Raw genomic sequence first — 25358 nt, 5'->3', positions numbered from 1 at the left:
GACGCCAATGTCCTTTCTCGACAGGCCGCCGCGACTGCCGATCCTCCTATTCAAGCCCGCCGGTGCATTCCGCGCAGGAACTCCGGTGGGTGAGTTGGGCATCGGCGTTTACCACCGCGGCCGATCGCCATGGCGAACTAGGCTGCGCGCATGGATTGGGCGTTACGAGCGTGCGGCTGGCATGGCCATTACACCTATGCGCCGGACGAGCAGGATCTGGCGGAGCGGTTGCATGTTCAGACGGTTGCCGGTATCGCGTGGCGATGTCTGCGCTGCGGTACTTTCGTGCCCGGCGAACCGGTCGGTCGCGGGCCCGCCGACCACGCACCGGAGGTGCCGCGCGGGCGACTGCTGCGGGACCGCTGGTTGATGCGGGCGTTGGCGATCGAGCGGGTGGTGCGCGGCTTGCTCTTGGTGGTGGCCGCGCTCGCCGTCTTCAAATTCCGGTCCTCGCGCGAGAATATGCGGGCGGTCTTCGACGAGGATCTGCCGCTGCTGCGACCGCTGGCCGATCAGATCGGCTGGGATATCGACCGATCCAAGATCGTGCATCTGATCGATGACGCGTTCTCGCTATCGAATACGACCCTGCTGTGGGTGGCCGTCGGCATCCTCACCTATGCGGCACTGCAGGGGGTCGAGGCGGTGGGGCTGTGGTTGGTCAAGCGTTGGGGTGAGTACTTCGCGGTGGTCGCGACGAGTATTTTCCTGCCCTTGGAGATCTACGAGTTGACCGAGAAGATCACCGTGCTGCGCATCGGCGCGCTCTTGATCAATGTCGCCGCGGTGGTCTGGCTGGTCTACAGCAAGCGGTTGTTCGGGGTGCGTGGCGGCGGGGCCGCGTATCACGCGGAGCACAGCACGGAGAGTTTGTTGAGCGTCGAGCGGTCGGCGCTCGCGGTGCCCGCCGGGTAGTCGATTTCGGTGTGTTGCGGTGGTCTGCGCTACCCCAGCGATCTATGAAGATAAGGCTAACCTTACCTTGCTGAATTAGGTTAGCATAGCCTTAGAGGATCGTTGTCGGCAACGGAGCGCTTGCGCGTTGAGTATGTGACCGATCCGGCGGCAGCGATGTCCCGGCTGGCGGCGATGACCGACGAGGAGTTCATGGCTCGGGCGTGAGCTGTGAGAGGTGGCGGTGCGAACTAGACTTTCTGGTGTGAGCCATTGGGATACCTCGAACATCCCCGATCAGAGTGGCCGCACGATCATTGTCACCGGGGCGAACAGCGGGCTGGGGGCGGCGGCCGCGCGTGCGCTTGTCGGGGCGGGTGCGCAGCTGATCCTGGCCTGTCGGAATGTGGCCAAGGGCGAGAAAGTGGCCCGGGAGATCGGTGCGCGGGCCGAGGTGCGTGAACTCGATCTCGCGGATCTGGCCTCGGTCCGTGCGTTCGCCGATGCGGTGGACCGGGTCGACGTGCTGATCAATAACGCCGGCGTGATGGCGCTGCCGGAGCAGCGGACGGTCGATGGCTTCGAAATGCAGATCGGCACAAACCATCTCGGCCACTTCGCGCTGACCGGGCTACTGCTGGACAAGATCTCGGACCGGGTGGTCACCGTTTCCAGCAGTGCGCACCGGATGGGCAAGATCGATCTGGACGATCTGAACTGGGAGCGCCGCAAATACCAGCGCTGGGCCGCCTACAGTCAGGCGAAGTTGGCCAATCTGATGTTCGCCTACGAACTGCAGCGCAGGCTCACCGCGGCGGGTTCGTCGAAGATTTCGGTGGCCGCGCATCCTGGTTATGCCGCAACGGAACTGCAGTCGCATACCGAATCCATCCAGGACACGGTGATGGCGCTGGGCAACCGACTGTTGGCGCAGAGCGCCGAAATGGGTGCGCTGCCCGAGATCTACGCGGCGACCGAGCAGGTCGAGCCGGGCGCGTTCTATGGTCCGGACGGATGGGGCGGCCTGCGCGGCTACCCGGGACGGTCCGGTTCCAGTGCGGCATCCAAGGACGAGCGGGTCGCGCGCGCCCTGTGGGAGCTGTCGGAGAAGCTGACCGGCGTCACTTACACCTTCGATAAATAGCGCGGTGCGGGTCGACTCGAAATGTGCCGCACTGTGTGGTGTGGGTCACATTGGAGATGTCACACTCGGCTGGGCCGCATCGTCCTCTCTGTGAACCCAACCGAATGGAAAGGCACAGATCATGGAACAGCGCTTCAACCTCTACGCCAACCCCATCGCAGGTAGCTACGTCAAGCGCCTCAACACAGCGGGCAAGGTCGTCGACGGCTCCTCCCTGCCCGCGGCCACCTACGAGCTGGTCAAGATTCGTGCCAGCCAGATCAACGGCTGCGGCTTCTGCACCGATATGCACACCAAAGATGCCGCGCACGCGGGTGAGACCTCGGTGCGACTCAACCTGGTCGCCGCCTGGCACGAGGCCACCGTCTTCACCGAGGCCGAGCGCGCCGCCCTCGCCCTGACCGAAGAGGCCACCCGCATCGGAGACGGTCGCGGAGTCAGCGACGAGACCTGGGAGCAGGTGCGCAAGCACTACGACGACGATCAGACCGCCGCGCTCATCGTCGCCATCGCGACGATCAATGCATGGAACCGGCTGAACGTGATCGTCCGCACCCCGGCCGGTGGTTACGTTCCGGGGCAGCTGGGCTGACCGCCGGGAACACACCCCTGGTACAGTCGCCATCGTGCAGCGCTTCTATTTCTGGTTTAGCAAGCCGGCCCCGGGTGGGTCGGTCTGCGGCAACCATTTGCGCTGACCTCACCTCCACCCCGAGCCGGATGATGGACCGGCTCGACGGGTTTCACGTCCGTGGGTCGGCCTTGAAGTAAAGGAACCCACAAACGATGACTACCGCAGCCGACATCGACGCGCGGCATTCCGATCTGGACGATCAACGCACTCTCAGCGTGAGCCCGTTGCGCTCACCGGCTGAGGTGCGCCAGGTACGCCCGATCACCGATTCGCTGGCCGACGTGGTCCGAGCCGGTCGTAAAGCCACCGTCGATGTGCTCAACGGTGCCGACGATCGCCTGATGGTGATCGTCGGACCGTGTTCGGTCCACGATCCGGCCGCCGCGCTGGATTACGCCCGCCGCCTCGCCGCCAAGGCCGCCGAGCTCGACGATCGGCTGCACATCGTGATGCGGGTGTACTTCGAGAAGCCGCGCACCACCCTGGGCTGGAAGGGGCTGATCAACGATCCGCACCTGGACGGCTCCTTCGACGTCAATACCGGCCTTGGCATCGGCCGCAAGGTACTGGTCGATATCACCGCGCTCGGTCTGCCGGTGGCCTGCGAATTCCTCGACCCGATCACCCCGCAGTACATCGCGGACCTGGTCTCCTACGGCGCTATCGGCGCGCGCACCGCGGCCAGCCAGGTGCACCGCCAGCTCAGCAGCGCGCTGTCCATGCCGGTCGGCATCAAGAACGGCACCGACGGCGATGTGCAGGTGGCGGTCGACGGTGTGCGGGCCGCCGCGGCCAGTCACGTATTCCCGGGCACGGACCTGGACGGCCGCTCGGCGCTGATCCGCACCACCGGAAATCCGGACTGCCATGTGATCCTGCGCGGTGGCAGCACCGGCCCGAACTACGATGCCGCTTCGGTCCGCGAGGCCTGCATCCGGTTGGAGAAGGCGTCGCTGCCGCAGCGGATCGTGGTGGACGCCAGCCACGGCAACAGCAATAAGGATCACAACAAGCAGGTCGATGTGGTCACCGATATCGCGGGCCGGTTGGCCGCGGGCGAGCCGGGCGTGGTCGGTGTGATGCTGGAGAGCTTCCTGGTCGCGGGCCGCCAGGATCTGACCCTTGGGCATGCCGACGCATTGACCTACGGCCAGTCCATCACCGACGCCTGCATCGATTGGGAGACCACGGCCGCCCAGCTCGACCGCCTCGCCGACGCGGTGCGGCAGCGCCGCGAGCGCTGAATCCCGAGCCGGTCGCCCCGGTGAAAGCCGGGGCGCGGCTATGGATTTCGGCGCGGTCTCGCGACGACGCAGAGGATGTCGCCGGAGCCGACGGTGGCACCGTCGAAGCCCGCGGTGGCCAGATAATCGATGAGATGTCCGGGTGCGGGCTTCGGGCCGACGCCGGCGGGTCCGGCCGGTTGTCCGTATCCGTAGAACAAATACAGCGTGCCGTCGGGCACGAGGACCTGCCGGATCAGAGCCAGTTCGGCGGTCGGTCGTTTGGTCCAGAACAGATTCACGTTGACGGCGATAACCTTGTCGAAGCCACCGGCCGGTCCGATTTCGGCGAGTACCCGGGCGCGGTCGAGCTGTTCCAGCCCGGCCTGCAACAGGTGGACCTTGCCGCATTCGATCAGTGCGGCATGGCGTTTCTCAGCGCGAGCGATGGCCGTGGGCGAACGGTCCACGCCGACGATCCGACCGCCGTCCAGCCGTGCGGCCAGGTAGGCGATCGAGTCGCTGGCGCCGGGACCGATTTCGAGGATCCGGTCGTCGGGCCGCAGGTGCATGGTTTCGGCGATCCACTCGAATCGGGTATCGGCCGCCATAATCGCAATCTACGACTGTTACGCCGCGCCGGTCGGCGGTTCGAGCCCACCCGTCGCCCGACCGCCACCCCGTTATCGAATCGCTACGCGATGCCGAATTCACCGGCCGGCCAATCCGGGGCCGGGCCGGGCGGATCCGTCGCTAGCCGTCCGGCCAGCCAGGTATCGCGGCGGCGGTCGCGCTGTATGCTGCCGAGTCGCGCCATGCCCTCGTAGCGAAAACCGTTGCGGCGGACCACTGCGGCCGAGGCATGGTTGCCGACGAAGGCGCGCCAGCTGATTCGGCTCAGCCCCAATCCGTCTGGCTGGAAACCGAATTCGCACACCAGGGCGACCGCACGCGACATCAGCCCGCGGCCGCGTTGCGCGGGAATCAACCAGAAGCCGATCTCCGATGCCGATTCGTCGCGCGCGTTGAGACCGATCATGCCGACCACCGGACCGTCGGCCCGCGTGCGCAGCGCCCAGATCGGGCTGCGGTGGCCCAGCCCGGCGCGATCATATCGGCGAGGAAGGATTCGGCGTCTTTCCGGTGATACGGCACCGGAATCGTCACCCACTCGGCAATGCTGGGCTCCTGGCAGCAGACGGCGATATCGTCGATATCCGCCTCGGTCGGCCGCGTCAACCAGATGGTTGTGTCGGATAGCGGGTGATCCTCCATGTAGGCATGCTGTCATGCGACCGGCTCGTCGGGGCCTTCGGTGCGGAACGTAGAATCAGCTCAATGGTTGCCGCTCTTCTCGCCGACTTGTTCGAATCGCATCGGGCGCATCTGCTCTCGGTCGCCTACCGGCTGACGGGCAGTGCGAGCGACGCCGAGGACGCGGTGCAGGAGAGTTGGCTGCGGCTGGCCGGTGCGCATCAGTCCGAGATCGAGGATCTACGCGGCTGGCTGACCACCGTGGTCAGCCGAATCTGTCTGGACCACTTGCGCAGTGCTGCGGTGCGCCGGGAAACCTATGTGGGGCAGTGGCTTCCGGAGCCCGTCGTCACCGGTATCACGCCATCGACCATGCCGGATCCGCTGGAGGCGGTGGTCCGCAAACAGGAGTGCTGCCTCGCGGCCATGGTGGTATTGGAGAGTTTGACGCCGCCGCAGCGGGTGGCAGTCGTTCTGCACGACGGGCTTTCGGTGCCCTTCGACGAGATCGCGGAAATCCTGGGCATTTCGGTGGAGGCGGCGCGCCAACTGGCGGTGCGGGCCAGGAAGTCCGTCGCGCAGGCACCGCCGCCCGTCCCGGATGTCGAGCACGCGGCAGCGGTGCGCAAGTTCGTCGCCGCGCTGTCCGCCGGTGATATCGCCGCGATAACCGCTGCGCTGCACCCGGATTCGGTGATGATCGGCGATGCGAACGGCACCACATCCACCGCGATCAATGTCATCACCGGTGCGGACAAGGTCGCCCGTTTCTTCCTCGGGCTGCTGCGCAAGCACCGTATCGACGGCTCCTCGGAACCGACGCTGGAATCCGAATTCGCCACGGTCAACGGGCAATTGGGGTTGGTCGTGCACCGGGTCGGCCCGGGGTACGGGCGACTCGAGGGTCCGCCCCGCGTGGTGGGATTCGCGGTTCGCGACGGATTGGTCTGGGGTATCTACGATCTCGCGAATCCAGACAAACTGTCCCACGTCCGCCTGGGGTGAGGCGGTGCCGGGCCGTGCCCTCATCGCCCGGTCCGACACCGCCGCTGGGTTACGGCGTAGACGAGCCCAGGAACCAGTCCCCGGTCGACGATCCGGTGCCGCTATTGCCGGTTGATGAACCGCTGAACCAATCGCCGGTGGAGGAGCCGAAGCCGGCGATCAGGTCGTGTGCGACATTGCGTAGGAAACCCAGTACCGTTCCGGCGACCTCCGACGCGGCCGGCTGCAGTACCAGGTCCAGATACGAGGCCATGAAGCGCCCCTTTCGAGATACCGCCGCAGAACGGCGGTTGTGTGATGCAGAACACGGCGAGGCTAGCCGCCGTTGAGGAAACGCACAACCATGCAGGTAGAAGGGCTAACTTGAAAGTGAAACATAGCCATTCGCTATCTGATGGCAACGATAGCGATCGCTGGGCTACTCTCCGGATATGTCCTCGCAACCCGCGACCGTCGCCCGCCTGCGCCCCTTTGCCTCCACGATCTTCGCGGAGATGACCGAGTTAGCCGTTCGGTACGAGGCGATCAACCTGGGCCAGGGCTTCCCGGATACCGACGGCCCCGCGGGCATGCTCGAGGTCGCGCGCCAGGCCATCGCCGACGGGCTGAACCAGTACCCGCCCGGCCGCGGTATGCCGGTCCTGCGGCGCGCCATCGCCGCGGACCGGGCCCGCCGCTATGGCACCGACTACGACCCGGACACCCAGGTCCTGGTCACCGTCGGTGCGACAGAGGCGATCAGTGCCGCCGTGCTCGGTCTGGTGGAGCCCGGCCGAGAGGTTGTGCTGATCGAACCGTATTACGACTCCTATGCCGCCGCGGTCGCGCTGGCCGGAGCGCGACGGCGCACGGCCCATCTCGTCGCCGACGGTGACCGCTTCGTGCTCGACCTGGACAGTCTGCGTGCCGCCATCACGCCCGCGACCAAGATGTTGATCGTCAATTCGCCGCACAACCCGACCGGCACCGTACTCGACCGCGCCGATCTGAGCGCGATTGCGGAAATCGCCTGCGAACACGACCTGTTGGTGCTCACCGACGAGGTATACGAACACCTCGTCTACGACGGCAACGAGCACATCAGCCTCGCCACCCTGCCCGGGATGGCCGAGCGCACGGTTGTGGTGTCCAGCGCGGCAAAGACTTTCAGCGTCACCGGTTGGAAGACCGGCTGGGCACTCGGTCCGGCCGAACTCGTCGACGGTGTGCTCGCGGCCAAACAGTTTCTGACATTCGTCGCCGGTGGGCCGTTCCAACCCGCCGTCGCACACGCGCTGAAAAATGAACTCGGCTGGGTAGCCGGACTACGAGACACGCTGTCGGACAAGCGACTCCGGCTCGCCGCCGCACTGAAGGACACCGGTTTCGGTGTCAAGCAGAGCGCGGGTGGCTATTTCATCTGCGCGGACATCACGTCGATAGGCGCAAGCGACGGTTTGGCCTTCTGCCGGGAACTACCGGCTCGCCTCGGTGTCGCGGCCGTGCCGATCAGCGTCTTCGCCGATCATGCCGAGGCATGGAATCACCTGGTGCGCTTCACATTCTGCAAACGAGACGAAACCCTGGACGAGGGCGTGCGCAGACTCCGGGCGGGCGTGCGAGTGAGCTAGGCCCGGTCCTGCGGGCGTCGCCGCGCCTGTGGTGCGTGCCAGTCGTATCGCAGCGCGAGCAAGCGAAATGCGATGGCCCCGAGTGCTGCGCAGGCGCCGGTGATCGGGTTGAAGGCATTGAAATGCAGTAGCGTCGCGGTCGCGGCGGCACCGAATAGTGCTGGTACCGCATAGATCTGCTCGGGTATCAGCACACTCGGCGTCTGCCCGCCGAGCAGGTCGCGGATCACTCCGCCGCCGACCGCGGTGACCAGTCCGAGCAGTGCGGCCGACGGCGCGCCGAGACCATGGGTGTAGGCGATCACCGTGCCGGTCACACAGAACAGTCCGAGCCCGAACGCATCGGCCACCTCCAGCGGACGGCCGGTCACGCGCGGCGACGGATGCCAGAAGAAGATGACCACGGCCGCGAGCAGCGCGGTCCACAGATAACTGAGATCGACGAACGACGTGGGTGGCGTCCGGCCGATCAGTAGATCCCGAATGACACCGCCACCCAGCGCCGTACTACAGGCCAGCACCACGATCCCGAATACATCGAATCCGCGCCGCACGGCGAGCAGTGCCCCCGACGTCGCAAAGGCGACGACGCCGAATAACTCACCGACATGCTGTGCGGTATTCACCGCGGAATCGAAATGCGCCATGCGCACACGATCACATACTTCGCGGGACCTGGGTTCAGGCAGGCATCGGCCGCGCACGGTCGGTCGCGAGCAGCACCGCGATTGCGCCGAGCATGGTGCCCATGACGTAGCGCTGCGCCCGCAGCCACAGCGGCCGACCGGTGAGAAAGGCGGCGATCCCGCCCGCGCCGAGCACGATCAGTCCGTTCACCGTCAATGCCACCGCGATCTGCACCGTCCCGAGGCACAGACTCTGCAACCACACCCGGCCGTGCTCAGGCACTACGAACTGCGGAATCAACGCCATGTACATGATCGCGATCTTCGGATTCAGCAGATTGGTGACCAATCCCATGGTGAACAATCGCCGCGTCGGATCCGCTGGCAACTCCGCCGGCGCGAATACCGAGGTCCCGCCGGGCCGCACCGCCTGCCAGGCCAGCCATAACAGATATCCGGCACCCGCCAACTTCACCGCCAGGTAGAGGCCGGGCACGACGGCGAATACCGCGGTAATCCCCGCCGTCGCCGCTGCCAGATAGACCCCGAACCCCGCCGCGACCCCGCCGAGTGAGACCAATCCGGCCCGCCGCCCCTGCGAAACACTGCGCGACACCAGATACATCATGTTCGGTCCCGGCGTCAGGACCATGCCCAACGCGGCCGCCGCCACACCCAGAATCGCCGTGGTTTCGATCATGTCCCCGATCCTCACGCACACACGGCGCACCCGTCTCGGTCCAGTTGCGTGGCGGTGGACCGGCCGGGTCCGCGGGGTCCCGATCCAGCGGTATCCGGACGAGAATGGCCGGTCAGCACGTTCGTCCCGGAACAAAACAGGCCGCTCGGACGCTGTATGTGCGGAGCCGACGCGAGCTACGCCCGTCGGGCCGGTCGATGCCGCATCCGACGGACTGTCGGTGGTGTCGGGGAGAATGGACCGGAGTCGCACGAGCGATCGGGCAATGAGCCGGACGCCGTATACGAGGAGAGATCGTGATCGAGCGCAGCGAGGGAACCATAGGCACAGCACCAACGGTCGCAGCGGAGCCGAGCGCCAGCGAGGCGGAGCTGTGACGGACGGTCCGCTGATCGTTCAGAGTGACAAGACGCTGCTCTTGGAGGTCGACCACGAGTTGGCCGGGGTGGCGCGGCAGGCGATTGCGCCGTTCGCGGAATTGGAGCGGGCGCCGGAGCATGTGCACACCTATCGGGTGACGCCGTTGGCGCTGTGGAATGCGCGGGCCGCGGGGCATGATGCCGAGCAGGTGGTGGATGCCCTGGTCAGCTACTCGCGATATGCGGTGCCGCAGCCACTGCTCGTCGACATCGTGGACACCATGGCCAGGTACGGCCGGTTACAGCTGGTGAAGAATCCGGCGCACGGGCTGACTCTGGTCAGTCTGGATCGTGCGGTGCTAGAGGAAGTGCTGCGGCACAAGAAGATCGCCCCGATGCTCGGCGCCCGGGTGGATGAGGACACCGTCATCGTGCATCCGTCCGAGCGCGGCCGGATCAAGCAGATGCTGCTGAAGATCGGCTGGCCGGCCGAGGATCTGGCGGGCTACGTCGACGGCGAGGCACATCCGATCGAGCTGGATTACACCGGCGGCCGGTGGCATCTGCGTGATTACCAGGAGATGGCGGCCGATTCGTTCTGGGCCGGTGGTTCCGGTGTCGTCGTGCTGCCGTGTGGTGCGGGCAAGACGATGGTCGGCGCGGCTGCGATGGCCAAGGCGCAGGCCACGACGCTGATCCTGGTCACCAATACCGTCGCCGGACGGCAGTGGCGGCGTGAGCTGCTCGCGCGAACCTCGTTGACCGAGGATGAGATCGGCGAATACTCCGGTGAGCGCAAGGAGATCCGTCCGGTCACCATCGCCACCTATCAGGTCATCACCCGCCGCACCAAGGGCGAGTACAAGCACCTCGAACTCTTCGACAGCCGGGATTGGGGCCTGGTTATCTATGACGAGGTGCACCTGCTGCCCGCCCCGGTCTTCCGCATGACCGCCGATCTGCAATCGCGGCGTCGGCTCGGTCTCACCGCGACCCTGGTGCGCGAGGACGGCCGCGAGGGCGATGTGTTCTCGCTGATCGGCCCCAAGCGCTACGACGCACCGTGGAAGGACATCGAGGCGCAAGGCTGGATCGCCCCCGCGGACTGCATCGAGGTTCGGGTCACCCTCACCGATGCCGAGCGAATGGCCTATGCCACCGCCGAGCCCGAGGAGCGTTACCGGCTCTGTTCGACCGCGCGCACGAAAATCCCTGTGGTGGAGTCGATTCTGGCCCAGCACAAGGATGCGCAGACCTTGGTTATCGGTGCGTATCTGGATCAACTCGATGAACTCGGCGCGGATCTCAACGCGCCGGTCATTCAGGGGTCGACGAGAACCAAAGAGCGCGAAGAACTTTTCGATGCCTTCCGGCGCGGTGAGATTCCGGTGCTGGTGGTGAGCAAGGTTGCGAACTTTTCCATCGATTTGCCCGAAGCCTCTGTCGCGGTACAGGTTTCGGGAACATTCGGTTCGCGCCAGGAAGAAGCGCAACGGCTCGGTCGGTTGTTGCGGCCGAAACACGATGGTGGCCAAGCCCACTTCTATTCGGTCGTCGCACGTGACACCCTGGATGCCGAATATGCCGCGCACCGGCAGCGTTTCCTGGCCGAACAGGGTTACGCCTATCGCATTACGGATGCCGATGACTTGCTGGGACCGGCCATCGGATGAGCGGCGGAATCAGCTCCGATACGTCTGTTGGGGATGATAGGAATGAGACGTGCGACGCTTCGAATTCGCGGTGGATCGGCAGCACGCCCATGCGGTCAACGAAGTCTTCGCCGACCTACGTCGACTGCGTGTCATGGCGATCGCGGCTGCCGTCGTCGCCGCGACCGGCACCACTCTCCTGATCTGGCTGAACCATCCGTGGGCCTATCTGTTGGCTGTCGCATTCGCACTCGGCGCGGTGGTCGCGCTGTGGGTGGCGTTCTGGACACCGCATCGATCCAACATCGACAAGCTCTATGCCGATGGTGAGCTGGTCCCCGCGGTCGTCTCCGAAACGCATCCGAGTGGGGTGGTGCTGCTCGCACTGGTCGATGTCTCGAAACCGGAGACCCCTGACCCGCGCTATGCCCTGGTGATCAGGAAGGTCAGGGATCTGCCAGGGCATGAGAAGCGCGCGGGTGAACGGGTGCCGTCGGTCGCGGTGCGCACCGATCGGGCGCCGGGTCAGGTCGGCGAGCGCTGGCAGTCGGTCAGTGCCATGCCGATCGCCTGGGGTACCCGCGACGGTGCGGTCATCGATCGGGCGCGCGCGGCCATCAGCGAGGTCGAGTGGCGGTTGCTCACCGATAATCTGGACCTCGCCGACAAGGTGCGGCGCACCTCCGCCAAACGGTTGCTGCTCGACCCGCACCAGCTCCCCGATAACCTGGGTTCCTGATCAGCCGAATTCACTTGCGCCGCCGAATACACTCGGTAAATGGTTCCGGCGTCCAACCTGCTGGCTTTCATCGCCGCATCGATCGTCATCATCGTCATCCCTGGACCCGGTGTGCTCTTCACCATCGGCCGGGCCCTCGCACTCGGCCGCCGCGCCGCCCTGGTCTCGGTATTAGGTCACTCCGCGGGCGTTTTCCTCGCGCTACTGCTGGTCTCGGTGGGGCTCGGCACCCTGCTCGCGGCCTCGGCGCTCGCGCTCACCGTGGTGAAGTTCGCCGGTGCGCTCTATCTGATGTACCTCGGGGTCCAGGCGATTCGCGAGCGCAAGGCGTTGCGGGCGGCGCTGAACGCCCAGATGGACCCCGTCGATGCCAAGGTGTTTCGGCAGAGCGTGTTCGTCGGGCTGACCAATCCCAAGGCGATCGTTTTCTTCTCGGCGGTATTGCCGCATTTCGCCGTACCGTCGGCGGGTTCGTTGCCGCTGCAGTTCCTGATCCTCGGTAGCATCTTCTTGGCGATCGCGCTGGTCTCCGATAGCGCGTGGGGCCTGCTCGCCGCATCGGCGCGCGCCTGGTTCGCCCGTTCGCCGCAACGACTGGAGGCGGTTGGTGGTGTGGGTGGTGCGATGATCTTCGGCCTCGGCGCGTCGGTGGCGCTGAGCGGTAGCGCGGACTGAAGCGACTACCATCCACCGAGGTCAGGTGGGGCCATGAAAAGGGTGGTGGTCGTATGAGGTTGGCCGGCTGGTTGTGTGTGGCCGTGATCGGCGCGCTGGTCGCCGCCCCGGTTCCGGCGAATGCCGATCCGCTCGTCGGCGCGCCGGGTCTCGACGATCCGTACTACCCGCTGGACGGCAATGGTGGCTACGATGTCGGCCACTACGAGGTCACCATCGATTACGACCCGCCCAGTCATCAGCTCACCGGTACGACCAAGATCGACGCCATCGCCACGCAGCCGCTGCGGATGTTCAATCTGGACTTCGACGGCCCGGATGTGCGCATGGTCTCGGTGAACAACCTGCCCGCCGCCTTCGATCGCAATGGTGCGCACGAACTGACCTTGACCCCTTTGCTGCCGCTGCTGCCCGGTTTGCCCTTCACCGTGACCGTCGACTACGCCGGGCAGGCCACGAATACCGAGGGCGCGGGCTGGACCTATGCGCCCAGCGGTGGGGCTTTCGTCGCGGGGGAACCGCATTCGGCCACCACCTGGTATCCGCTCAACGACACCCCGCTGGACAAGGCCACCTTTACCCTGCACGCGTCGGTTCCCGAGGAATGGGAGGTGGTTTCCAACGGGGTGCGCACCGAGAACGCGGTCACCGGTGCCAAGCGCAACGTCACATGGGAAACGCGTCAACCGGTGCTCGGGTATCTGACCACCATCGCGATCGATCACTACAGCTACTTGGAGCAGCGCCGCGCCAACGGCACCCCGCTGATCAGCGCATTCGCTCCGGATGCGGAGCGCAACCGGGATACCGAACAGCGCCTGCCCGAAATCCTCGATTTCGCGGAAACGCTCTACGGCCCCTATCCGTTCGACACCGCGGGTGGCATTTACGTCGACGCGGATCTGGAGTTCTCACTGGAGACCCAAACCCGCCCGATCTACGCACCGTGGACCGATCTGCAGACTGTAGTGCACGAAATCGCGCACCAATGGTGGGGTGATTCGGTATCGGTGCGGCAATGGTCCGATATCTGCCTCAACGAATGCTTCGCCAGCTACACCGCCGACTATCTGTGGCCGGAGCGAATGGAGGGCAAGGACGTCGACGCGGGCTACCGCGAGACCATTCGGCAATACGGTTCCAACCAGAAATTCTGGGATATCCCGCTGGAAAACCCGGGCGTCGGAAATGAATTCACCTCCGTCTACTATCGCGGTCCGCTGTTCCTGCACGCCCTGCGTAAACAACTCGGCGACGACGTATTCTTCGCCGCTGTCCGGGAATTCAACGCCGCGCATGCCTACGGCAATGCCTCGATGCCGGAGTTCCGCACCTTCATGCAGTCGAAATCCCCTACCGACCTGAGCGGATTCTTCGACGCCTGGCTGAACCGCACCGCACTGCCCCCGGACGAATACCTCTACCCGGGCGCACTGCGCGGCTGACATTCAGTCGATGCGATGGCGGGCCCGTTCCACCCGGCGCTCGGCCCGATCGAGCTGTTTCTGGGCCGCGCGCAATTGCTCCTGCGCACCACGATCGGCGGTACGTGCGAACTGCTGCTGCTGTTCGGCGTGTGCCAGCTCTTCGCGCAATGCGACGATGCGGGATTCGCTCTCGGCCAACCGGTTTGCCGCCGAATCGGCTTCGTCCTGTGCTGAATCCCTTGCCGCACGGGCAGATTCGAGGATCTCACATGCATCATCGAGTTCCTGGCGTGCGTTGTCCCCGGCTTCGTGTTCGGCGGACTCCGTTGTGCCCGTTCCACTTACCGAGGTGAGTGTGGCACCACTCGGTCCGAAACCTGCATAACTCGCCGATGTCACCAATGTTCCGCTGCGCACCTGCTCGGCGACCGCGTCGTCGGCCAGTGCGGCGGTAAGTGTCTGGCCCACCTCACGCAGCGCCCCCTCGGTGAGGGGATGTCCGCGATCGGCGGCCAGTGCGCCCGCCCGCTTGGCGAGCGCATTGACCACCTGCTGCCGCTGTGTGGTCAATGCGCGCAATTGATCTCCGGACAATTCCCGTTGCGCAGCACGCAGCGCGGCTCCGAGCTGTAGTAGCGCATCGACGTCATCGGGCGCGGAGCGGGCCAGCAGATTCACTGTCCAGGCAACCACCGTCGGCTTGCGCAGTTTGCCGACGGCGGTCGCGAGTTCCTTATCGCCCGCATCCTTGGCCTCGGCCACACGTACCGACCTGGCAGCAATGAACTCACCAGGGTCGAGTCCGTACAAGTCGACGGCGACCTCTTCGAGCCTCATGCTTGCCAAGCGTAACGACCGGGTCTCCGGAAGCGACAGAGTGCACATACTGGACAAACGTCCGTGTGTTCGTAGTGTGAAAGGCGTTGATAGTGAACAGTTCTGGCATCATGGTCCTGGTCAACCTGATCCCGAAATTCGTCGGCCTCGCGCTGATGGGGCTGACCGGACTCTACGGGCTGTACTGAGCCGCGCTTCGGGTTTGGTCGGTCGTCCGAACCGCTGATGCGATTCGGGTGACCGTGGCGGTATCCTCACCGCGTTCACGACTTGCGTGAACAGGTTCGGTTAGAGAGGGTTTCACGTTGAAGTTCCCAGGAATGAGGCTGCTGGCACGCATTGTGCTCGCCCTCCTGGCGGTGGGCGCATTGGTGGCCGTGGTGACCGGTTGTTCGGCGGTCGACAATGCAAGCAAGTCCGATACCGCCAAGGCGAAGGTCGGTGAGTGCATCAATGTCACCGACAGCTCGTCATCGGCCACCAAGTCCGAGCCGGTCGACTGCTCCTCGCCGAAGGCGGTTTACAAGGTCTTCCAGACCGCAGACAAGAAGCTCGATTGCGCGGCCGAATACACCACCTACACCGAGGATCTGGTCAGTGGCGGCCAGGCCCACATGTGCCTCGCGCCGAACTTCAAGCAGGGCAGCTGCTATGCCGATGTCGGCACCAACCCGTACAAGTACGTGGACTGCTCTTCCTCCGAAGCCACCTTCAAGGTGATCCAGCGCATCGACGGCCAGGCCGACGAATTGCAGTGCGGCATGAACGCGACCAGCTTCGTGACCGTTCCGGACCCGAAGGTGACCTTCTGCCTCGGCGCCACCAAGGGCTGATCTACTCGAGTAGAGCGACCGACGCGATCCGGTGCAAGGTGAAATGCCGGATCGCGCCGGTCACCGGGTCCAGCGCGTCGAGCTGGCCGTTGCCGACCTTCAACGGTTCGACCACGCGCTGTGACGCGACGCCGCTGGCGTCGACATAACCGATATTGACCGACCGCCGCACCCGCGCCGCCAATTGCAGCAGCGCCAGGGTTGCGGCGGTACTGGTTCTGGTGCCGTCGGGGCGCACCGACTGGCCATGGCGGGCGCTGGCGGCCCGCTCACCCGCGCGCAGTTCCGCGACGAGCAGGGTGAGCTGTTCGGTGCTCGGCGGCGTCGGACGGTACGGCTGCCTGGCATGTGGGCGCACCGCGATGCGGGCGCCGCGCGGGCGTAGATCGACAATGGTGCCCGCGGAATCCTCACCGGCCGGTGCGAATCCGGCCGCGCGCAACCGTTCGAGCAATTCGCCGAGTGGGGCCTGGGCGATGGCGACGGTGGGTGCGATGGCTCGCAGCGCGAGTTCGCTAGCCACCGGCGAACTCAGTACCTGTGCGAGCAGTGTCGGATCGTCACTGCGGACGAATGACTGCGCCATACCGGCCCGTAGCTGGCCGTGCCTGCGCGCGACGTCATCGATCAGATAGGTCAGCGATTGCGGGATCGGGGTGCGGGAATGCGTGGTGAATAGCGTATGCAGTTCGGCCGCGGTCATCCCGGCATCCAGCGCGCGCCGCACCGATGTTTCGCTGATCCGGTAAACCGTTGCCGCACCCGCGGATTCGATATCGGCCACGAGTGCTACTCGGCTCTGTAGCTCCGGGGTCAGCGGACCGGGCGCGATGATCGTCAGATCCGCCTGGACCAGCACGTGATCAATCGGTTCCGGCAGCGCCGCTTCCATCTCGGCCTCGGCATCGGACGCACTGGCCGGGGAACCGTGCAGCAGTGCCCGTGCCGGTGAGCCGAGCGCGCCGCGTCCGAGGAAACCGAGCGCCGCGGCCTCGTCCAGCGTGTGCTCGACCGCCTCGGCGCGAAAGTGTCTGCGCCACCGCGGTTGCCGCCAGGCCAGCAGCCGGCCGATACCGGCGGGGTCGAGTGCGGTGCCGGTCGGATATTCGGCCAGCAGATTCAGCACGGTGTGTCGGCCGCGTGGTGCGTGCGGGGCGCGCAGTTCGATCGACAATGCCGCCAGTGGTTTGTCACTGGCGTCGCGCATGCCGATCATCCACGGCATGCGGTCCAGGTCCAGCCAGGCCTGTGCCAGCGCCACCCAGCGGCGCGCCGGCGGTGCGTCCCGCCAGCCGTCGGCGGCCGGTGTTGGCGCCCAGAAGTCGTCGGTGGAGTCGAATTCCGGTGGCGGGTCGGGCGTACCCTTCTCGACGAGTTTGGCCGCGGCCAGCAGTTCGACCAGCAGTCCGGCGCGCGGTTCGTCGATACCGGTCTGCTTGGCGATGCGGCGCAACTCCCGCACACCGAGCCCGCCCGCGCGCAATGCGGGCGCGGGTGCTTGCCCGAGCGCCTCCAGAATGTCGGCACAGTGCCGCAGCAGCTCGCCGACTTCGCCCGCCGCGACCGCATTCACTTCGGTGGGGGTGTGCTTCGCCGGTGCCGGCTCCGGTGGTTTCAACGCGTGCGGATGGGTCACCGGCTCCTGGCGCAACACCTGGCCGACGGTGACCGGGAGTTCGACCGTCTCGTCGTCGATCCAGTGCAGTAATCGGCGGGCGAGTAATTGCTGGATCGGGCGGTCGGCCGGTGTGCCCGATGCGGCGTCCCTGGTGCGTCCGCGCGGGCCCGTGGTGGCCAGCTTGTCCAGCAGCGCGCGTTCAGCGGGTGAAACGGCCGCGAGGGCCGTGAGCACCTCGGGCTCGGTCAGCGCATCCGGAATTTCGGTGGTGCTGCCGATCGGCCACGGTAGCGCCTCGGCGGTGGCCGGGACCAGATGGAGGTCGTCACCGTCGTTCCAGACCAGCGCACGATCGGACAGCCGGGCCAGCGCGGCATCGATCGCCGCGACCTTCACCCGATCTTTCAATCGCACGCGCAATGCCTTGCGACTCATCGGTGTCCCGCCGGAGCCCGTCGCCCGATGCACCGCAAGGGTTTCCACGATCGCGAACTCGAGTGTGTCCAGGTCATCGCTGGCACGCAGGACCGACGCGCGCTGCTCGGCGCGGGCCGCGAGCACCGCCATGGAGGAGGGCAGTGGCACGGCCAGATCGGGCCGGAGTTCGAGCAGGGCCACCAGCTGCGCATCGCGGCGGGCCGCGAGCCACCCGGCCAGGGATTCGATCGAAGGCTCCCCGGGCCTTTTGCCGGTCGTGGGTGCTGCGTGACTGCCGTTGCGGGCTGGCGGTCGTGTGCCCGGTCCGGCTTTGGGCGTCCCCGACGAGTTACCCATGTGCTCTCGAGATCAGTCGTTGCGTCGCAGGCCGAATATTGTCGATTTTGTCAGCCTAGTGGATGTCGTGTATCCGTCGCCGGGCGCGGGCAGCAGCGGAGGGCGCAGTGCTGGCGGGTCGCTCGCATGCCACAATGTGGTCGTGGTGAACAAATCGAAAAAACCCTATGTCGACAATGGCTGGCCCTCGGTGGAGGACGGTGGCCACGCGGTCACCGAACTTTCGTCGACGCGTTCCGGTGGGCTCTCGCCGTTCGGTGAGGACACCGAATTTCCGGTTCCGGCCGATCAGCTGCCGTACATGCACCCGAATACGGTGATCAACCGCTGAGCGGCACACCGCTCGGCGCCCGTACGGAAAACCCGCGGATACGAAGAAGGTCCCCGCATCATCTCGGATGCGGGGACCTTCTTCGTATGGTCTGCGGCGTGAGCGACGGGCCCGGAGGCGGTAGCGGAGCGTAACCACGGAGGGACCCGCGAGAGCCGCAAATCGAACGCTGCTTCGTGGCGAATCAGGAGGGCAGCAGGCCCTTGTTCGCCTCGTAGAAGTTCACGATCCCCGGGTCGAGCTGAGTGCCTTTGGTGGCATTGAAGAAATCGAGGGCTTCCTGCGGGATCTGCACGCCCTGGCCCTGTACGACGGCGACGGCGCGGTCGATCGCGTCGAAGACCTGCTGGCTCGGGTCGGCGGCGGCCTGCTGCTGCTGCTGCGGAGCGGCGGGCACCGGGTTCCAGCGCGGGGTCTCAGGGGAGGAGGGAGCGGAGCGCGGGGTTGACGCGCTGCTCAGGCCGAGCGAAGCCGAGCATGAGGGCCAAGCGCCCCAGCCCTGGCTGGCGAGGACCTTCTCGGCGACCGCGATCTGCTGTTCGCGGGAGGCCTGGTTGGCGGTCGAGGCGTATTCGCCGCCACCATGGGAGTTCCAGGTGCTGGGCGAGAACTGCAGTCCGCCCTGGAAACCGTTGCCGGTGTTGATGCCCCAGTTGCCGCCGGCCTCGCACTGTGCGAGTTGATCCCAGTCGGAGTCGGGTGCCGCGCTGGCGTTTCCGGCGAGTGCCACACCCGGGAGGCCGATGATCGCGCCGGTGACGGCGACCTTGGCTACGGTGCGCCCGGTGGAGGTTGGCTTGCGATGGCGTCCACTCATTGCGGGTTCGTCTGCCTCTCGTACGCATCTGCAAGTGGTCCGGACGGAGAGGTCGTCCGTCCCGCCCTCACCCCTGCTTCCTTGGGGTTCCGGTACCCGCGGGGCGAGGTTCGATGCGGCGGGCCGGTGGTTGCCGGTTGTCCCGGCTGGGTAAGACCGTACGACGATTGCCGAGAAAAATCACTATTTGGTAACCGGCGGGTCTGCCTGGGTCTCGGACCGATATCGGTTGCGTCGGAGACGCTTCCGCGCAGTTGAGAGCTGGTGCGGACGAACCGGTCGCCGGCCGCCGCCGCTTCGTTATCGCGCCGTAATGTGACGAGGATCACATCCTGGATTCGGTAACGATTAGCGAGGGTAAACGGTTTACCGCGATCGTCGGCCGGACCACAGTGCGAAGACGACCGCGCAGAAGAAGCCGAGCGGTGCCAGCATCGCCAGCAGATACAGCCACAGACCCGGGGCGGAATCACTGAGGACCGGCGTCAGAAATATGGCGACGATCGCGAGCAAGCCGATCGCGAACAGACCGAGTGCCACGTACAGCAACCGGTCGCCCGCGCGGCGCGGTGAGCGGCTCGGGGGCGGTGGCGCGGATGGGTTCGTCACTGCTCGACCGTAAAACTGATGTGCTTGCGTTATTCGCACCGGGGTAGACTCGGTGCCAATCGCGTCCTGCACAGCTGTGGGGCGCGTTCTTTTCGCAAACTGACAGGAGCTGTCCGAGGCGGTATGCCGGACGGGCACCTGGGCAGACGGATGTGCTCGGGCCGCTGGGGCCCGAGTTTCGATGACGAACGGGTGAGTGCAGTGCCGACCGGCAGGGTGAAGTGGTACGACGTCGAAAAGGGCTTCGGCTTCCTTTCCCAGGACGAGGGTGAGGACGTCTATGTCCGTTCGTCCGCGCTGCCCGCTGGCGTCGATGGGCTAAAGCCTGGTCAGCGCGTCGAATTCGGCATGGCCGCCGGTCGTCGTGGGCCGCAGGCGCTGAGTCTGAAGGTGCTCGAATCGCCGCCCTCGGTCCGTCAGGGCCAGGACCGCGATCGTGGGGCGCACAAGGAACCGGTCGCGCGCAAGCACACACCGGATGAACTGCACGGGATGGTCGAGGACATGATCACCCTGCTGGAGGCCAAGGTGCAGCCGGATCTGCGCAAGGGCAAGTACCCGGATCGCAAGACCGCGCAGCGCATTTCGGAAGTGGTGCGGGCGGTCGCGCGCGAACTCGATCACTGACGTTCGCGGATAACGCATTTCGCGCGCTGCCCGGCCTACCGAGCAGCGCGCGAATCATTTTCAGGCTGACCCTCGAGCGATCTGCAAGCAGTCGCTGCCGACCGTTTCGAGCGACCTGCAAGCTGTCGCTACTGACCCTTTCGAGCGACCTGCAAGCAGTCGCTACGACAAGGTACTGATCGACCAAGCCGCGTGCGGAACGTAGAACTCCCGGCCGGTCTCGTCGCGCGCGAGGATCGGCAGCTGCAATTCGACACCGACGAGCCGCAACTCGGGCTCCGGCTTCGAATCGATGGTGATAGCGAGGGCGCCCTCGGGAAAGTTGTTGCGGCTCACCACCCGGTCCACCTTCTCGCCGGTGGGCGTGACGTAGACCAGCTGCGCCAGCCAGGGCGCGTCGGCGATCCTCTTCGGCAGGGACAGCTGCAACGGATATCCGGCGGGGACGTCGAGGGTGGCGGTCTCGCCGTACTTGCAGTTCTCCATCTTCACTGTGCAGTACAGGAATGGGGACACCGTGACGGTCTTGCCGTGGGCGTACGCGGTGACGGTCGGGTCGGGGTGGTTCGCCCGGCGGACGAGCACCGTCAACACGCCGACGAACGCGACGGTGAACACCAGTAGGGCAGCCACGCATAGCGCGACGACAGTGCGAGTACTCGGCTTGTTCACGACTGCGCCTCGCTGGTGCTCGGCTTCGTCGCGAACAGAGTTGCTCTGCCTCTGGTTCGTTCGCTGCGCTCACTCACAGATCGGATCTCCTGTGCCTCGTTGCATGTGCTTAGTGTCGCTATCGCGTTCCCGGCCGCGTTGCGGGGCTCGGTCGGCGTCGGCGTGTCTGGGTGGTGCGACTTCCTGCTCCGCATGTTCCGGGCGATGGCCGCCCAGGCCGGGCAGCAGGGAGTGGCCGCGGTCGCTTATGAAGGTCTGCAGCAGCCCGAACAGCAGGATCGCGGAGATGAACGCGAAGCCCTGCCAATAGGTGGTCGGCATCAGCACGCCCGCAGCGCCGCCGAGGACCCAGCTGAGCTGCAGTACGGTTTCGGACCGGCCGAAGCCGGACGCGATCGATTCCGGCGGCAGATCGTCCTGGATGGAAGCATCCAGCGAGACCTTCGCCAGTGCGCTCGCGCCCGCCGCGACCAGGGTCGCCAATGCGGCGCCGAGCAGATTGTTGAGGAAGACCGCGAGCAGGGCTACCGCGCAGCAGGCGGCGGTGCAGCCCAGCACGATCAGTGATGGCTTGCCGAGTTTGATCCGGGCGCCGGTCGCATTGCCGACGAAATTGCCGACCGCCGCGGCCACACCGACCACGCCGAGCATGGCGGCCTGCTGCCAGCCGCCGTGTTCGGTGGCCTTGGCGACGAAGGCAACATAGAACGTCAGGAAGCCGGTCAAGACACGAATGGCGCTATTGCCCCACAGCCCGGTCACGACCGCGCGGCCGAGCGGCTGCCTGCGCTTGCGCGGTGGCACCGTGGCTTCGGTTGCCGGACTGAGCACTTCGGTTTTCGCGTGATAGCTGAGGGTCGCCGGGACCTCGCCCTCGGTCACCTCGACCCAGCGTGGGATACGCAGGCTCAGGTAGGTGCCCGCGATCGCGATCGCGATGGCCAGTACCAGTGCGCCATTGGAGCCGGCGATCGCGGCGGCGAGTGCGGCGACCGCGCCCGCGCCGATGGTGCCGCCGACCAGACCGAAGACGGTGAGCCGAGAGTTGGTGCGCACCAAATCGATGTCGGGTGGCAGCACGCGCGGCGTCACCGCGCTCTTGAGCACCGAGAACGATTTACTGCCGATCATCATGCACAGGGCGAGCGGGTACAGCGCCCAGCTGTCGAAGGCGATGATCAGCACCACCGCGACCACCGCGCGCAGGCCGAACGAGGTGGCAAGTGCGAGGCGGCGGCCGCGCTGCAGGCGGTCCAGCATCGGTCCGATGAGCGGGGCGATCACCGCGAACGGGGCGATGGTGATCAGTAGGTACAGCGCGACTTTGGTTTTGCTCTCCGCGGTCGCGCTTGCGAAGAACAGGGTGTTGGCCAGGGCCACCGCGATCGCGGCGTCCAGCGCGAAATTCGCCATGGTGGCGTAGGTCAGCGCGGTGAGGCCGGATTTATCGGCACCGTCGGCCTTGGCGGCACGCTGGAAGGTGGCGACGCCGCGGGATGTGAGTTCACGGCCGCGCATGGCGGCGACCCGGGTGACGGTCAGCTTGCGGGGTATGCGCGGCGGCTCGGCTCGGATTTCGGGCTCGGGCGGGTCTGCCGGTTTCGCGGAACCGCCGGGCAGTGGTTTGGTCGGCGGTGGTTCGCGGCGTTGCGGCGGTTCGGGCGGCAGGGGCGGAAGCGAGGACCGATGGGGTGCGGTGTGGGGTGGCGGGTAGCGGTTGTAACCAGGGTGACGCTGGACCGGTGGGGACTCCTCGCCATCCCACGGACCACGGTCGGAACCGGAGGGATCGCGGGGAGTAGTCACAACCCCAATTCTGTCGTACATCGGCGACTTGGGTTCACTTGCCGGTCCAACCCGTCCGGAAAGGTGACCTGGTGGCTCGTGCCTCCACCTCGCTGGCGCTCGGACCGGGCATGGCGAGTGCTCGGCTGTGTTGATGGTTCGCTCGCTGCGCTCACTTACTCCGGCACGAATCGGACCTCGAAGATGGTCGGCCAGTATTTGCCGGTGATCAGGAAGTGGTCTGTGCCGGGCAGTTGGGCGATGCCGTTGAGCACATCGGTGCCCGCGCGCACGGTCGCGGGTAGCAGTCCGCTCGCGTCGATGACCGCGAGGACACGGCCGGTTTCGGGGTCGATGTGCAGGATCTCGTCGGTCGGATAGGCATTGGCGTAGACGGAACCGTCGGCGGCACAATCGAGTTCGTTGAGCTTGGCGCGATTTCGGGTGGTGAGGGTGACGGTGCCGGTCGGGGCGAAGGTGACCGGATCGCGAAAGGTGAGGGTATCGGTGCCATTGCTCATCACCACTGTGTTCGCGCGGGTGCACAGGCCCCAGCCCTCGCCGTCGTAGGAAGCCCTGGTGCGTTCGGCCAGTGTCACCGGATCGCGGGCGATCGCCACCCTGTCCCGCCAGGTGAGCTGCCACAGGGTGGTACCGGCTTTGGTGACGCCTTCGCCGAAGTAGGGCGCGGGCAGTTCGGATCGGGTCAATTCGTCGCCGGTGGTCAGGTCGGTGACGCGCACGCCCGACGCGCCCGGCATGCCGGTGGATTCGTAGAGCACGGTGCCGTCGACTTCGAGACCCTCGGTAAACGCCCGCGGATCGTGCGGACGGGTGCCGACCACTTCGATGCGCAGTCGCGGCGGATCGTCTCCGGAGCTGCCGCATCCAGTGGTTCCGAGCAGGCTGACCAGGACAACGATGGCCAACGAACGCCGATTGCGCTTCATACGGCAAAATGTAGGCCGTGAGCGCAGTATCTGTTTCGCAGTCCGGCGTGCGGCCGATCCTTGCCGATGCCGTCGACGTGGCCCGTCGTGCGCTCCTGGAGCTGGAGCCGACCGGCGTCGGCGCACATCTCGGTGTCACCGCGGAGGACGAGGCCGCGGCAACCCACCGATTCGAGGCCAGCCTGCCCGGTTACCGCGGCTGGCAGTGGGCGGTCGTGGTGGCCGCCCCGCCCGGCGCGCAGTACGCGACGGTGAGCGAATCGGCGCTGCTGCCCGGTCCGGACGCGCTGGTCGCACCCGATTTCGTCCCGTGGGAGCAGCGCATCCGCCCCGGCGATCTGGCGCCCGGGGACCTGCTTGCCCCGCCCGCGAACGATCCGCGCCTGGTGCCCGGCTATGTCGCGAGCGGCGATCCGGCCGTCGACGAGGTCGCGCTGGAAATCGGCCTCGGCCGTACCAAGGTGCTCAGCCGCGAGGGCCGCGAAGAAGCCGCCGAACGCTGGTACTCCGAATTCGGCCCCGACACCGATATGGCCAAGGCCGCTCCCTCCACCTGTGGCCGCTGCGGCTTCTTCCTCCCCCTCGCCGGCGCCCTCCGCTCCGCCTTCGGCGTCTGCGGAAACGCCATGGGCGCCGACGGCCACGTAGTCCACGCCGAATACGGTTGTGGTGCGCACTCCGATGTGGAAGTCCCGACCGGCGGGGGATCGCCGCTGTACGAGGCATACGACGACGCCGCGTTCGATGTGATCCCGGCGCAGGCATTGCGCAAGCCCGTGACCGAAGCCGCACCGGATGCGGTCACCGGTACCGAGGACGAGTCGACGTCCACCGCTTGGGACACCAACAAGGCCGCGACCGTGGCCGAACCGAATGATCGAGCCGCATCTGAAGCCGTGGCCGAGCCGAGCGACACAGCGTCGGGCGATGCTGTGACCGATTCGACCAGCCCGGCGGAATCGGCCGCGCTCCTGTCGGATGATGTTGTGGCCGAGTCGGATACGGCGGTTGCGCACGATGTCTCCGTAGCTGGCGGGGACGGTGAGCCCAGTGTTGAGGCTGTTGGTGGTTCGACGGGTGATGTCGATGAGCCGACCTCGGTCGAGCCGGGCGTTGGTGTGTCGGGCGATGTTGTGGTCGAGTCGCGCAGTTCGGCGGGGTCGGTTGATGCTTCGGCAGAGTCGAGCACTTCCGGTGAGCCCGATGTTGTTGCCCAGGATGTGGCCGACATATCCAGCGCCGCAGCCACATTCGGTCCCGCTGCTGACGTGGTGGCCGAGTCGGGGCCGGTGGTCGAGCCTGCTCCTGATGCGTCGGATGTGACCGACAAGTCGATCGGCGGCGTGGTACCCGGCGCGGCTGGCGAGGCCGAGTCGAACGGTCCGGCCGCAGCGGGTTCGGCTGGCGCGGCAGGACCTGAGGCTGGGGCGACCGCGGACGCGGCGAGCGTCCTCACTTCGGCCGAGCCGAGCGCTGAAGCCTCGCAGTCTGAGTCGAGTGCCGATGTCGCGTCCGGCGCAATAGCTGGGAGCGGTCAGCTGGTTCCCGAGACTGTGACGATCG

Annotated in this window: 26 protein-coding genes and 1 pseudogene; 14 read left to right on the top strand and 13 right to left on the bottom strand. The window is 66.2% G+C overall.

The window, feature by feature from the left end; genetic code table 11:
• Positions 1 to 150 precede the first annotated feature (150 nt).
• From AB0J29_RS22580 to AB0J29_RS22565, 4 genes are all read left to right on the top strand, one after another.
• On the top strand, positions 151 to 915 hold the full coding sequence (locus AB0J29_RS22580; protein ID WP_364789435.1) for a DUF2127 domain-containing protein: 765 nt from the start codon (positions 151 to 153) through the stop codon (positions 913 to 915).
• A gap of 244 nt (positions 916 to 1159) precedes the next feature.
• Complete coding sequence (locus tag AB0J29_RS22575) at positions 1160 to 2038, top strand: oxidoreductase (protein WP_364789432.1); 879 nt, start codon at positions 1160 to 1162, stop codon at positions 2036 to 2038.
• Between the two features lie 121 nt (positions 2039 to 2159).
• Positions 2160 to 2630 (top strand): carboxymuconolactone decarboxylase family protein, encoded by a 471-nt coding sequence (locus AB0J29_RS22570; protein WP_364789429.1) that lies wholly within the window; start codon positions 2160 to 2162, stop codon positions 2628 to 2630.
• 194 nt (positions 2631 to 2824) lie between these two features.
• Positions 2825 to 3916 carry a 3-deoxy-7-phosphoheptulonate synthase gene (locus AB0J29_RS22565; protein ID WP_364789426.1) on the top strand — a complete coding sequence of 364 codons (1092 nt, stop codon included), beginning with the start codon at positions 2825 to 2827 and terminating at the stop codon, positions 3914 to 3916.
• A 38-nt stretch (positions 3917 to 3954) separates the two neighbouring features.
• On the opposite strand, the gene AB0J29_RS22560 is transcribed toward AB0J29_RS22565, so the two are convergent.
• The 3 genes from AB0J29_RS22560 to AB0J29_RS22550 form a co-directional block, all read right to left on the bottom strand.
• Positions 3955 to 4506, bottom strand: coding sequence for a class I SAM-dependent methyltransferase (locus AB0J29_RS22560; RefSeq protein WP_364789423.1), 552 nt, complete (start codon positions 4504 to 4506; stop codon positions 3955 to 3957).
• Between the two features lie 83 nt (positions 4507 to 4589).
• On the bottom strand, positions 4590 to 4934 hold the full coding sequence (locus AB0J29_RS22555; RefSeq protein ID WP_364789420.1) for a GNAT family protein: 345 nt from the start codon (positions 4932 to 4934) through the stop codon (positions 4590 to 4592).
• Positions 4931 to 5170, bottom strand: a complete 240-nt coding sequence (locus AB0J29_RS22550; protein WP_364789417.1) for a hypothetical protein — start codon at positions 5168 to 5170, stop codon at positions 4931 to 4933. The genes AB0J29_RS22555 and AB0J29_RS22550 overlap by 4 nt, the downstream gene beginning before the upstream one ends.
• Positions 5171 to 5233: 63 nt before the next feature.
• On the opposite strand from AB0J29_RS22550, the gene AB0J29_RS22545 reads away from it, so the two are divergent.
• The gene (locus AB0J29_RS22545; RefSeq protein WP_364789414.1) at positions 5234 to 6154 is read left to right on the top strand and encodes a sigma-70 family RNA polymerase sigma factor; all 921 of its coding nucleotides are present in this window, start codon (positions 5234 to 5236) and stop codon (positions 6152 to 6154) included.
• Between the two features lie 49 nt (positions 6155 to 6203).
• On the opposite strand, the gene AB0J29_RS22540 is transcribed toward AB0J29_RS22545, so the two are convergent.
• Complete coding sequence (locus AB0J29_RS22540; RefSeq protein ID WP_364789411.1) at positions 6204 to 6407, bottom strand: hypothetical protein; 204 nt, start codon at positions 6405 to 6407, stop codon at positions 6204 to 6206.
• A 178-nt stretch (positions 6408 to 6585) separates the two neighbouring features.
• On the opposite strand from AB0J29_RS22540, the gene AB0J29_RS22535 reads away from it, so the two are divergent.
• Positions 6586 to 7764, top strand: coding sequence for a pyridoxal phosphate-dependent aminotransferase (locus tag AB0J29_RS22535; RefSeq protein ID WP_364789408.1), 1179 nt, complete (start codon positions 6586 to 6588; stop codon positions 7762 to 7764).
• On the opposite strand, the gene AB0J29_RS22530 is transcribed toward AB0J29_RS22535, so the two are convergent.
• Positions 7761 to 8411: a trimeric intracellular cation channel family protein gene (locus tag AB0J29_RS22530; RefSeq protein WP_364789405.1), complete on the bottom strand. Its 651-nt coding sequence runs from the start codon at positions 8409 to 8411 to the stop codon at positions 7761 to 7763. The two genes, AB0J29_RS22535 and AB0J29_RS22530, sit on opposite strands and share 4 nt — an antisense overlap.
• Positions 8412 to 8445: 34 nt before the next feature.
• Entirely contained in the window at positions 8446 to 9090 is a 645-nt protein-coding gene (locus AB0J29_RS22525) for a LysE family translocator (RefSeq protein WP_364789402.1), read from the bottom strand.
• 373 nt (positions 9091 to 9463) lie between these two features.
• Between AB0J29_RS22525 and AB0J29_RS22520 the strand changes: the two genes are divergently transcribed.
• Genes AB0J29_RS22520 through AB0J29_RS22505 form a run of 4 tightly spaced genes read left to right on the top strand, consistent with a single transcriptional unit; the run spans position 9464 to position 13960 of the window.
• Complete coding sequence (locus AB0J29_RS22520) at positions 9464 to 11122, top strand: DNA repair helicase XPB (protein WP_364789399.1); 1659 nt, start codon at positions 9464 to 9466, stop codon at positions 11120 to 11122.
• A 49-nt stretch (positions 11123 to 11171) separates the two neighbouring features.
• Positions 11172 to 11840 (top strand): DUF3239 domain-containing protein, encoded by a 669-nt coding sequence (locus AB0J29_RS22515; protein WP_364789396.1) that lies wholly within the window; start codon positions 11172 to 11174, stop codon positions 11838 to 11840.
• A 39-nt stretch (positions 11841 to 11879) separates the two neighbouring features.
• Positions 11880 to 12515: a LysE family translocator gene (locus AB0J29_RS22510; RefSeq protein ID WP_364789393.1), complete on the top strand. Its 636-nt coding sequence runs from the start codon at positions 11880 to 11882 to the stop codon at positions 12513 to 12515.
• A gap of 53 nt (positions 12516 to 12568) precedes the next feature.
• A complete protein-coding gene (locus AB0J29_RS22505; protein ID WP_364789390.1) occupies positions 12569 to 13960 on the top strand; it encodes a M1 family metallopeptidase in 1392 nt (463 codons plus the stop codon).
• 3 nt (positions 13961 to 13963) lie between these two features.
• Here AB0J29_RS22505 and AB0J29_RS22500 read toward each other — a convergent pair whose 3' ends face one another.
• Complete coding sequence (locus tag AB0J29_RS22500) at positions 13964 to 14779, bottom strand: hypothetical protein (RefSeq protein ID WP_364789387.1); 816 nt, start codon at positions 14777 to 14779, stop codon at positions 13964 to 13966.
• A gap of 320 nt (positions 14780 to 15099) precedes the next feature.
• Between AB0J29_RS22500 and AB0J29_RS22495 the strand changes: the two genes are divergently transcribed.
• Positions 15100 to 15612: a hypothetical protein gene (locus tag AB0J29_RS22495; RefSeq protein WP_364789384.1), complete on the top strand. Its 513-nt coding sequence runs from the start codon at positions 15100 to 15102 to the stop codon at positions 15610 to 15612.
• A gap of 1 nt (position 15613) precedes the next feature.
• On the opposite strand, the gene AB0J29_RS22490 is transcribed toward AB0J29_RS22495, so the two are convergent.
• Complete coding sequence (locus AB0J29_RS22490; RefSeq protein ID WP_364789381.1) at positions 15614 to 18004, bottom strand: helicase-associated domain-containing protein; 2391 nt, start codon at positions 18002 to 18004, stop codon at positions 15614 to 15616.
• 142 nt (positions 18005 to 18146) lie between these two features.
• Between AB0J29_RS22490 and AB0J29_RS22485 the strand changes: the two genes are divergently transcribed.
• Positions 18147 to 18335 carry a hypothetical protein gene (locus AB0J29_RS22485; RefSeq protein WP_364789378.1) on the top strand — a complete coding sequence of 63 codons (189 nt, stop codon included), beginning with the start codon at positions 18147 to 18149 and terminating at the stop codon, positions 18333 to 18335.
• 184 nt (positions 18336 to 18519) lie between these two features.
• On the opposite strand, the gene AB0J29_RS22480 is transcribed toward AB0J29_RS22485, so the two are convergent.
• Together AB0J29_RS22480 and AB0J29_RS22475 are read right to left on the bottom strand one after the other, a co-directional pair.
• Positions 18520 to 19152 carry a transglycosylase family protein gene (locus AB0J29_RS22480; RefSeq protein ID WP_364789375.1) on the bottom strand — a complete coding sequence of 211 codons (633 nt, stop codon included), beginning with the start codon at positions 19150 to 19152 and terminating at the stop codon, positions 18520 to 18522.
• A gap of 366 nt (positions 19153 to 19518) precedes the next feature.
• On the bottom strand, positions 19519 to 19761 hold the full coding sequence (locus AB0J29_RS22475; RefSeq protein ID WP_364789372.1) for a hypothetical protein: 243 nt from the start codon (positions 19759 to 19761) through the stop codon (positions 19519 to 19521).
• 201 nt (positions 19762 to 19962) lie between these two features.
• Between AB0J29_RS22475 and AB0J29_RS22470 the strand changes: the two genes are divergently transcribed.
• Positions 19963 to 20388 carry a cold-shock protein gene (locus AB0J29_RS22470; RefSeq protein ID WP_364347367.1) on the top strand — a complete coding sequence of 142 codons (426 nt, stop codon included), beginning with the start codon at positions 19963 to 19965 and terminating at the stop codon, positions 20386 to 20388.
• Positions 20389 to 20550: 162 nt separating this feature from the next.
• On the opposite strand, the gene AB0J29_RS22465 is transcribed toward AB0J29_RS22470, so the two are convergent.
• The 3 genes from AB0J29_RS22465 to AB0J29_RS22455 form a co-directional block, all read right to left on the bottom strand.
• Entirely contained in the window at positions 20551 to 21060 is a 510-nt protein-coding gene (locus tag AB0J29_RS22465) for a DUF2771 domain-containing protein (RefSeq protein WP_364789369.1), read from the bottom strand.
• A gap of 69 nt (positions 21061 to 21129) precedes the next feature.
• Complete coding sequence (locus tag AB0J29_RS22460; protein ID WP_364789366.1) at positions 21130 to 22866, bottom strand: MFS transporter; 1737 nt, start codon at positions 22864 to 22866, stop codon at positions 21130 to 21132.
• A 155-nt stretch (positions 22867 to 23021) separates the two neighbouring features.
• A complete protein-coding gene (locus AB0J29_RS22455) occupies positions 23022 to 23795 on the bottom strand; it encodes a glutaminyl-peptide cyclotransferase (RefSeq protein ID WP_364789363.1) in 774 nt (257 codons plus the stop codon).
• Between the two features lie 17 nt (positions 23796 to 23812).
• Here AB0J29_RS22455 and AB0J29_RS22450 point away from each other — a divergent pair.
• Positions 23813 to 24547, top strand: a pseudogene (locus tag AB0J29_RS22450) (DUF3027 domain-containing protein); the annotation flags it as partial.
• Positions 24548 to 25358: the final 811 nt, after the last annotated feature.

This window comes from Nocardia sp. NPDC049707 (genome assembly GCF_040674855.1).
Taxonomy (GTDB): Bacteria; Actinomycetota; Actinomycetes; order Mycobacteriales; family Mycobacteriaceae; genus Nocardia.
Note: the sequence above shows the minus strand (reverse complement) of the source record. Positions and strands in the feature narration are given on the sequence as shown.

What these genes read in the sequence shown, in the direction of transcription:
- AB0J29_RS22580 (WP_364789435.1), top strand. Translation starts at nt 151, where the DNA reads ATGGATTGGGCGTTACGAGCGTGCGGCTGGCATGGCCATTACACCTAT.
- AB0J29_RS22570 (WP_364789429.1), top strand. Translation starts at nt 2,160, where the DNA reads ATGGAACAGCGCTTCAACCTCTACGCCAACCCCATCGCAGGTAGCTAC.
- AB0J29_RS22565 (WP_364789426.1), top strand. Translation starts at nt 2,825, where the DNA reads ATGACTACCGCAGCCGACATCGACGCGCGGCATTCCGATCTGGACGAT.
- AB0J29_RS22560 (WP_364789423.1), bottom strand. Translation starts at nt 4,506, where the DNA reads ATGGCGGCCGATACCCGATTCGAGTGGATCGCCGAAACCATGCACCTG.
- AB0J29_RS22555 (WP_364789420.1), bottom strand. Translation starts at nt 4,934, where the DNA reads ATGATCGGTCTCAACGCGCGCGACGAATCGGCATCGGAGATCGGCTTC.
- AB0J29_RS22550 (WP_364789417.1), bottom strand. Translation starts at nt 5,170, where the DNA reads ATGGAGGATCACCCGCTATCCGACACAACCATCTGGTTGACGCGGCCG.
- AB0J29_RS22545 (WP_364789414.1), top strand. Translation starts at nt 5,234, where the DNA reads ATGGTTGCCGCTCTTCTCGCCGACTTGTTCGAATCGCATCGGGCGCAT.
- AB0J29_RS22540 (WP_364789411.1), bottom strand. Translation starts at nt 6,407, where the DNA reads ATGGCCTCGTATCTGGACCTGGTACTGCAGCCGGCCGCGTCGGAGGTC.
- AB0J29_RS22535 (WP_364789408.1), top strand. Translation starts at nt 6,586, where the DNA reads ATGTCCTCGCAACCCGCGACCGTCGCCCGCCTGCGCCCCTTTGCCTCC.
- AB0J29_RS22530 (WP_364789405.1), bottom strand. Translation starts at nt 8,411, where the DNA reads ATGGCGCATTTCGATTCCGCGGTGAATACCGCACAGCATGTCGGTGAG.
- AB0J29_RS22525 (WP_364789402.1), bottom strand. Translation starts at nt 9,090, where the DNA reads ATGATCGAAACCACGGCGATTCTGGGTGTGGCGGCGGCCGCGTTGGGC.
- AB0J29_RS22510 (WP_364789393.1), top strand. Translation starts at nt 11,880, where the DNA reads ATGGTTCCGGCGTCCAACCTGCTGGCTTTCATCGCCGCATCGATCGTC.
- AB0J29_RS22505 (WP_364789390.1), top strand. Translation starts at nt 12,569, where the DNA reads ATGAGGTTGGCCGGCTGGTTGTGTGTGGCCGTGATCGGCGCGCTGGTC.
- AB0J29_RS22500 (WP_364789387.1), bottom strand. Translation starts at nt 14,779, where the DNA reads ATGAGGCTCGAAGAGGTCGCCGTCGACTTGTACGGACTCGACCCTGGT.
- AB0J29_RS22495 (WP_364789384.1), top strand. Translation starts at nt 15,100, where the DNA reads ATGAGGCTGCTGGCACGCATTGTGCTCGCCCTCCTGGCGGTGGGCGCA.
- AB0J29_RS22490 (WP_364789381.1), bottom strand. Translation starts at nt 18,004, where the DNA reads ATGGGTAACTCGTCGGGGACGCCCAAAGCCGGACCGGGCACACGACCG.
- AB0J29_RS22480 (WP_364789375.1), bottom strand. Translation starts at nt 19,152, where the DNA reads ATGAGTGGACGCCATCGCAAGCCAACCTCCACCGGGCGCACCGTAGCC.
- AB0J29_RS22455 (WP_364789363.1), bottom strand. Translation starts at nt 23,795, where the DNA reads ATGAAGCGCAATCGGCGTTCGTTGGCCATCGTTGTCCTGGTCAGCCTG.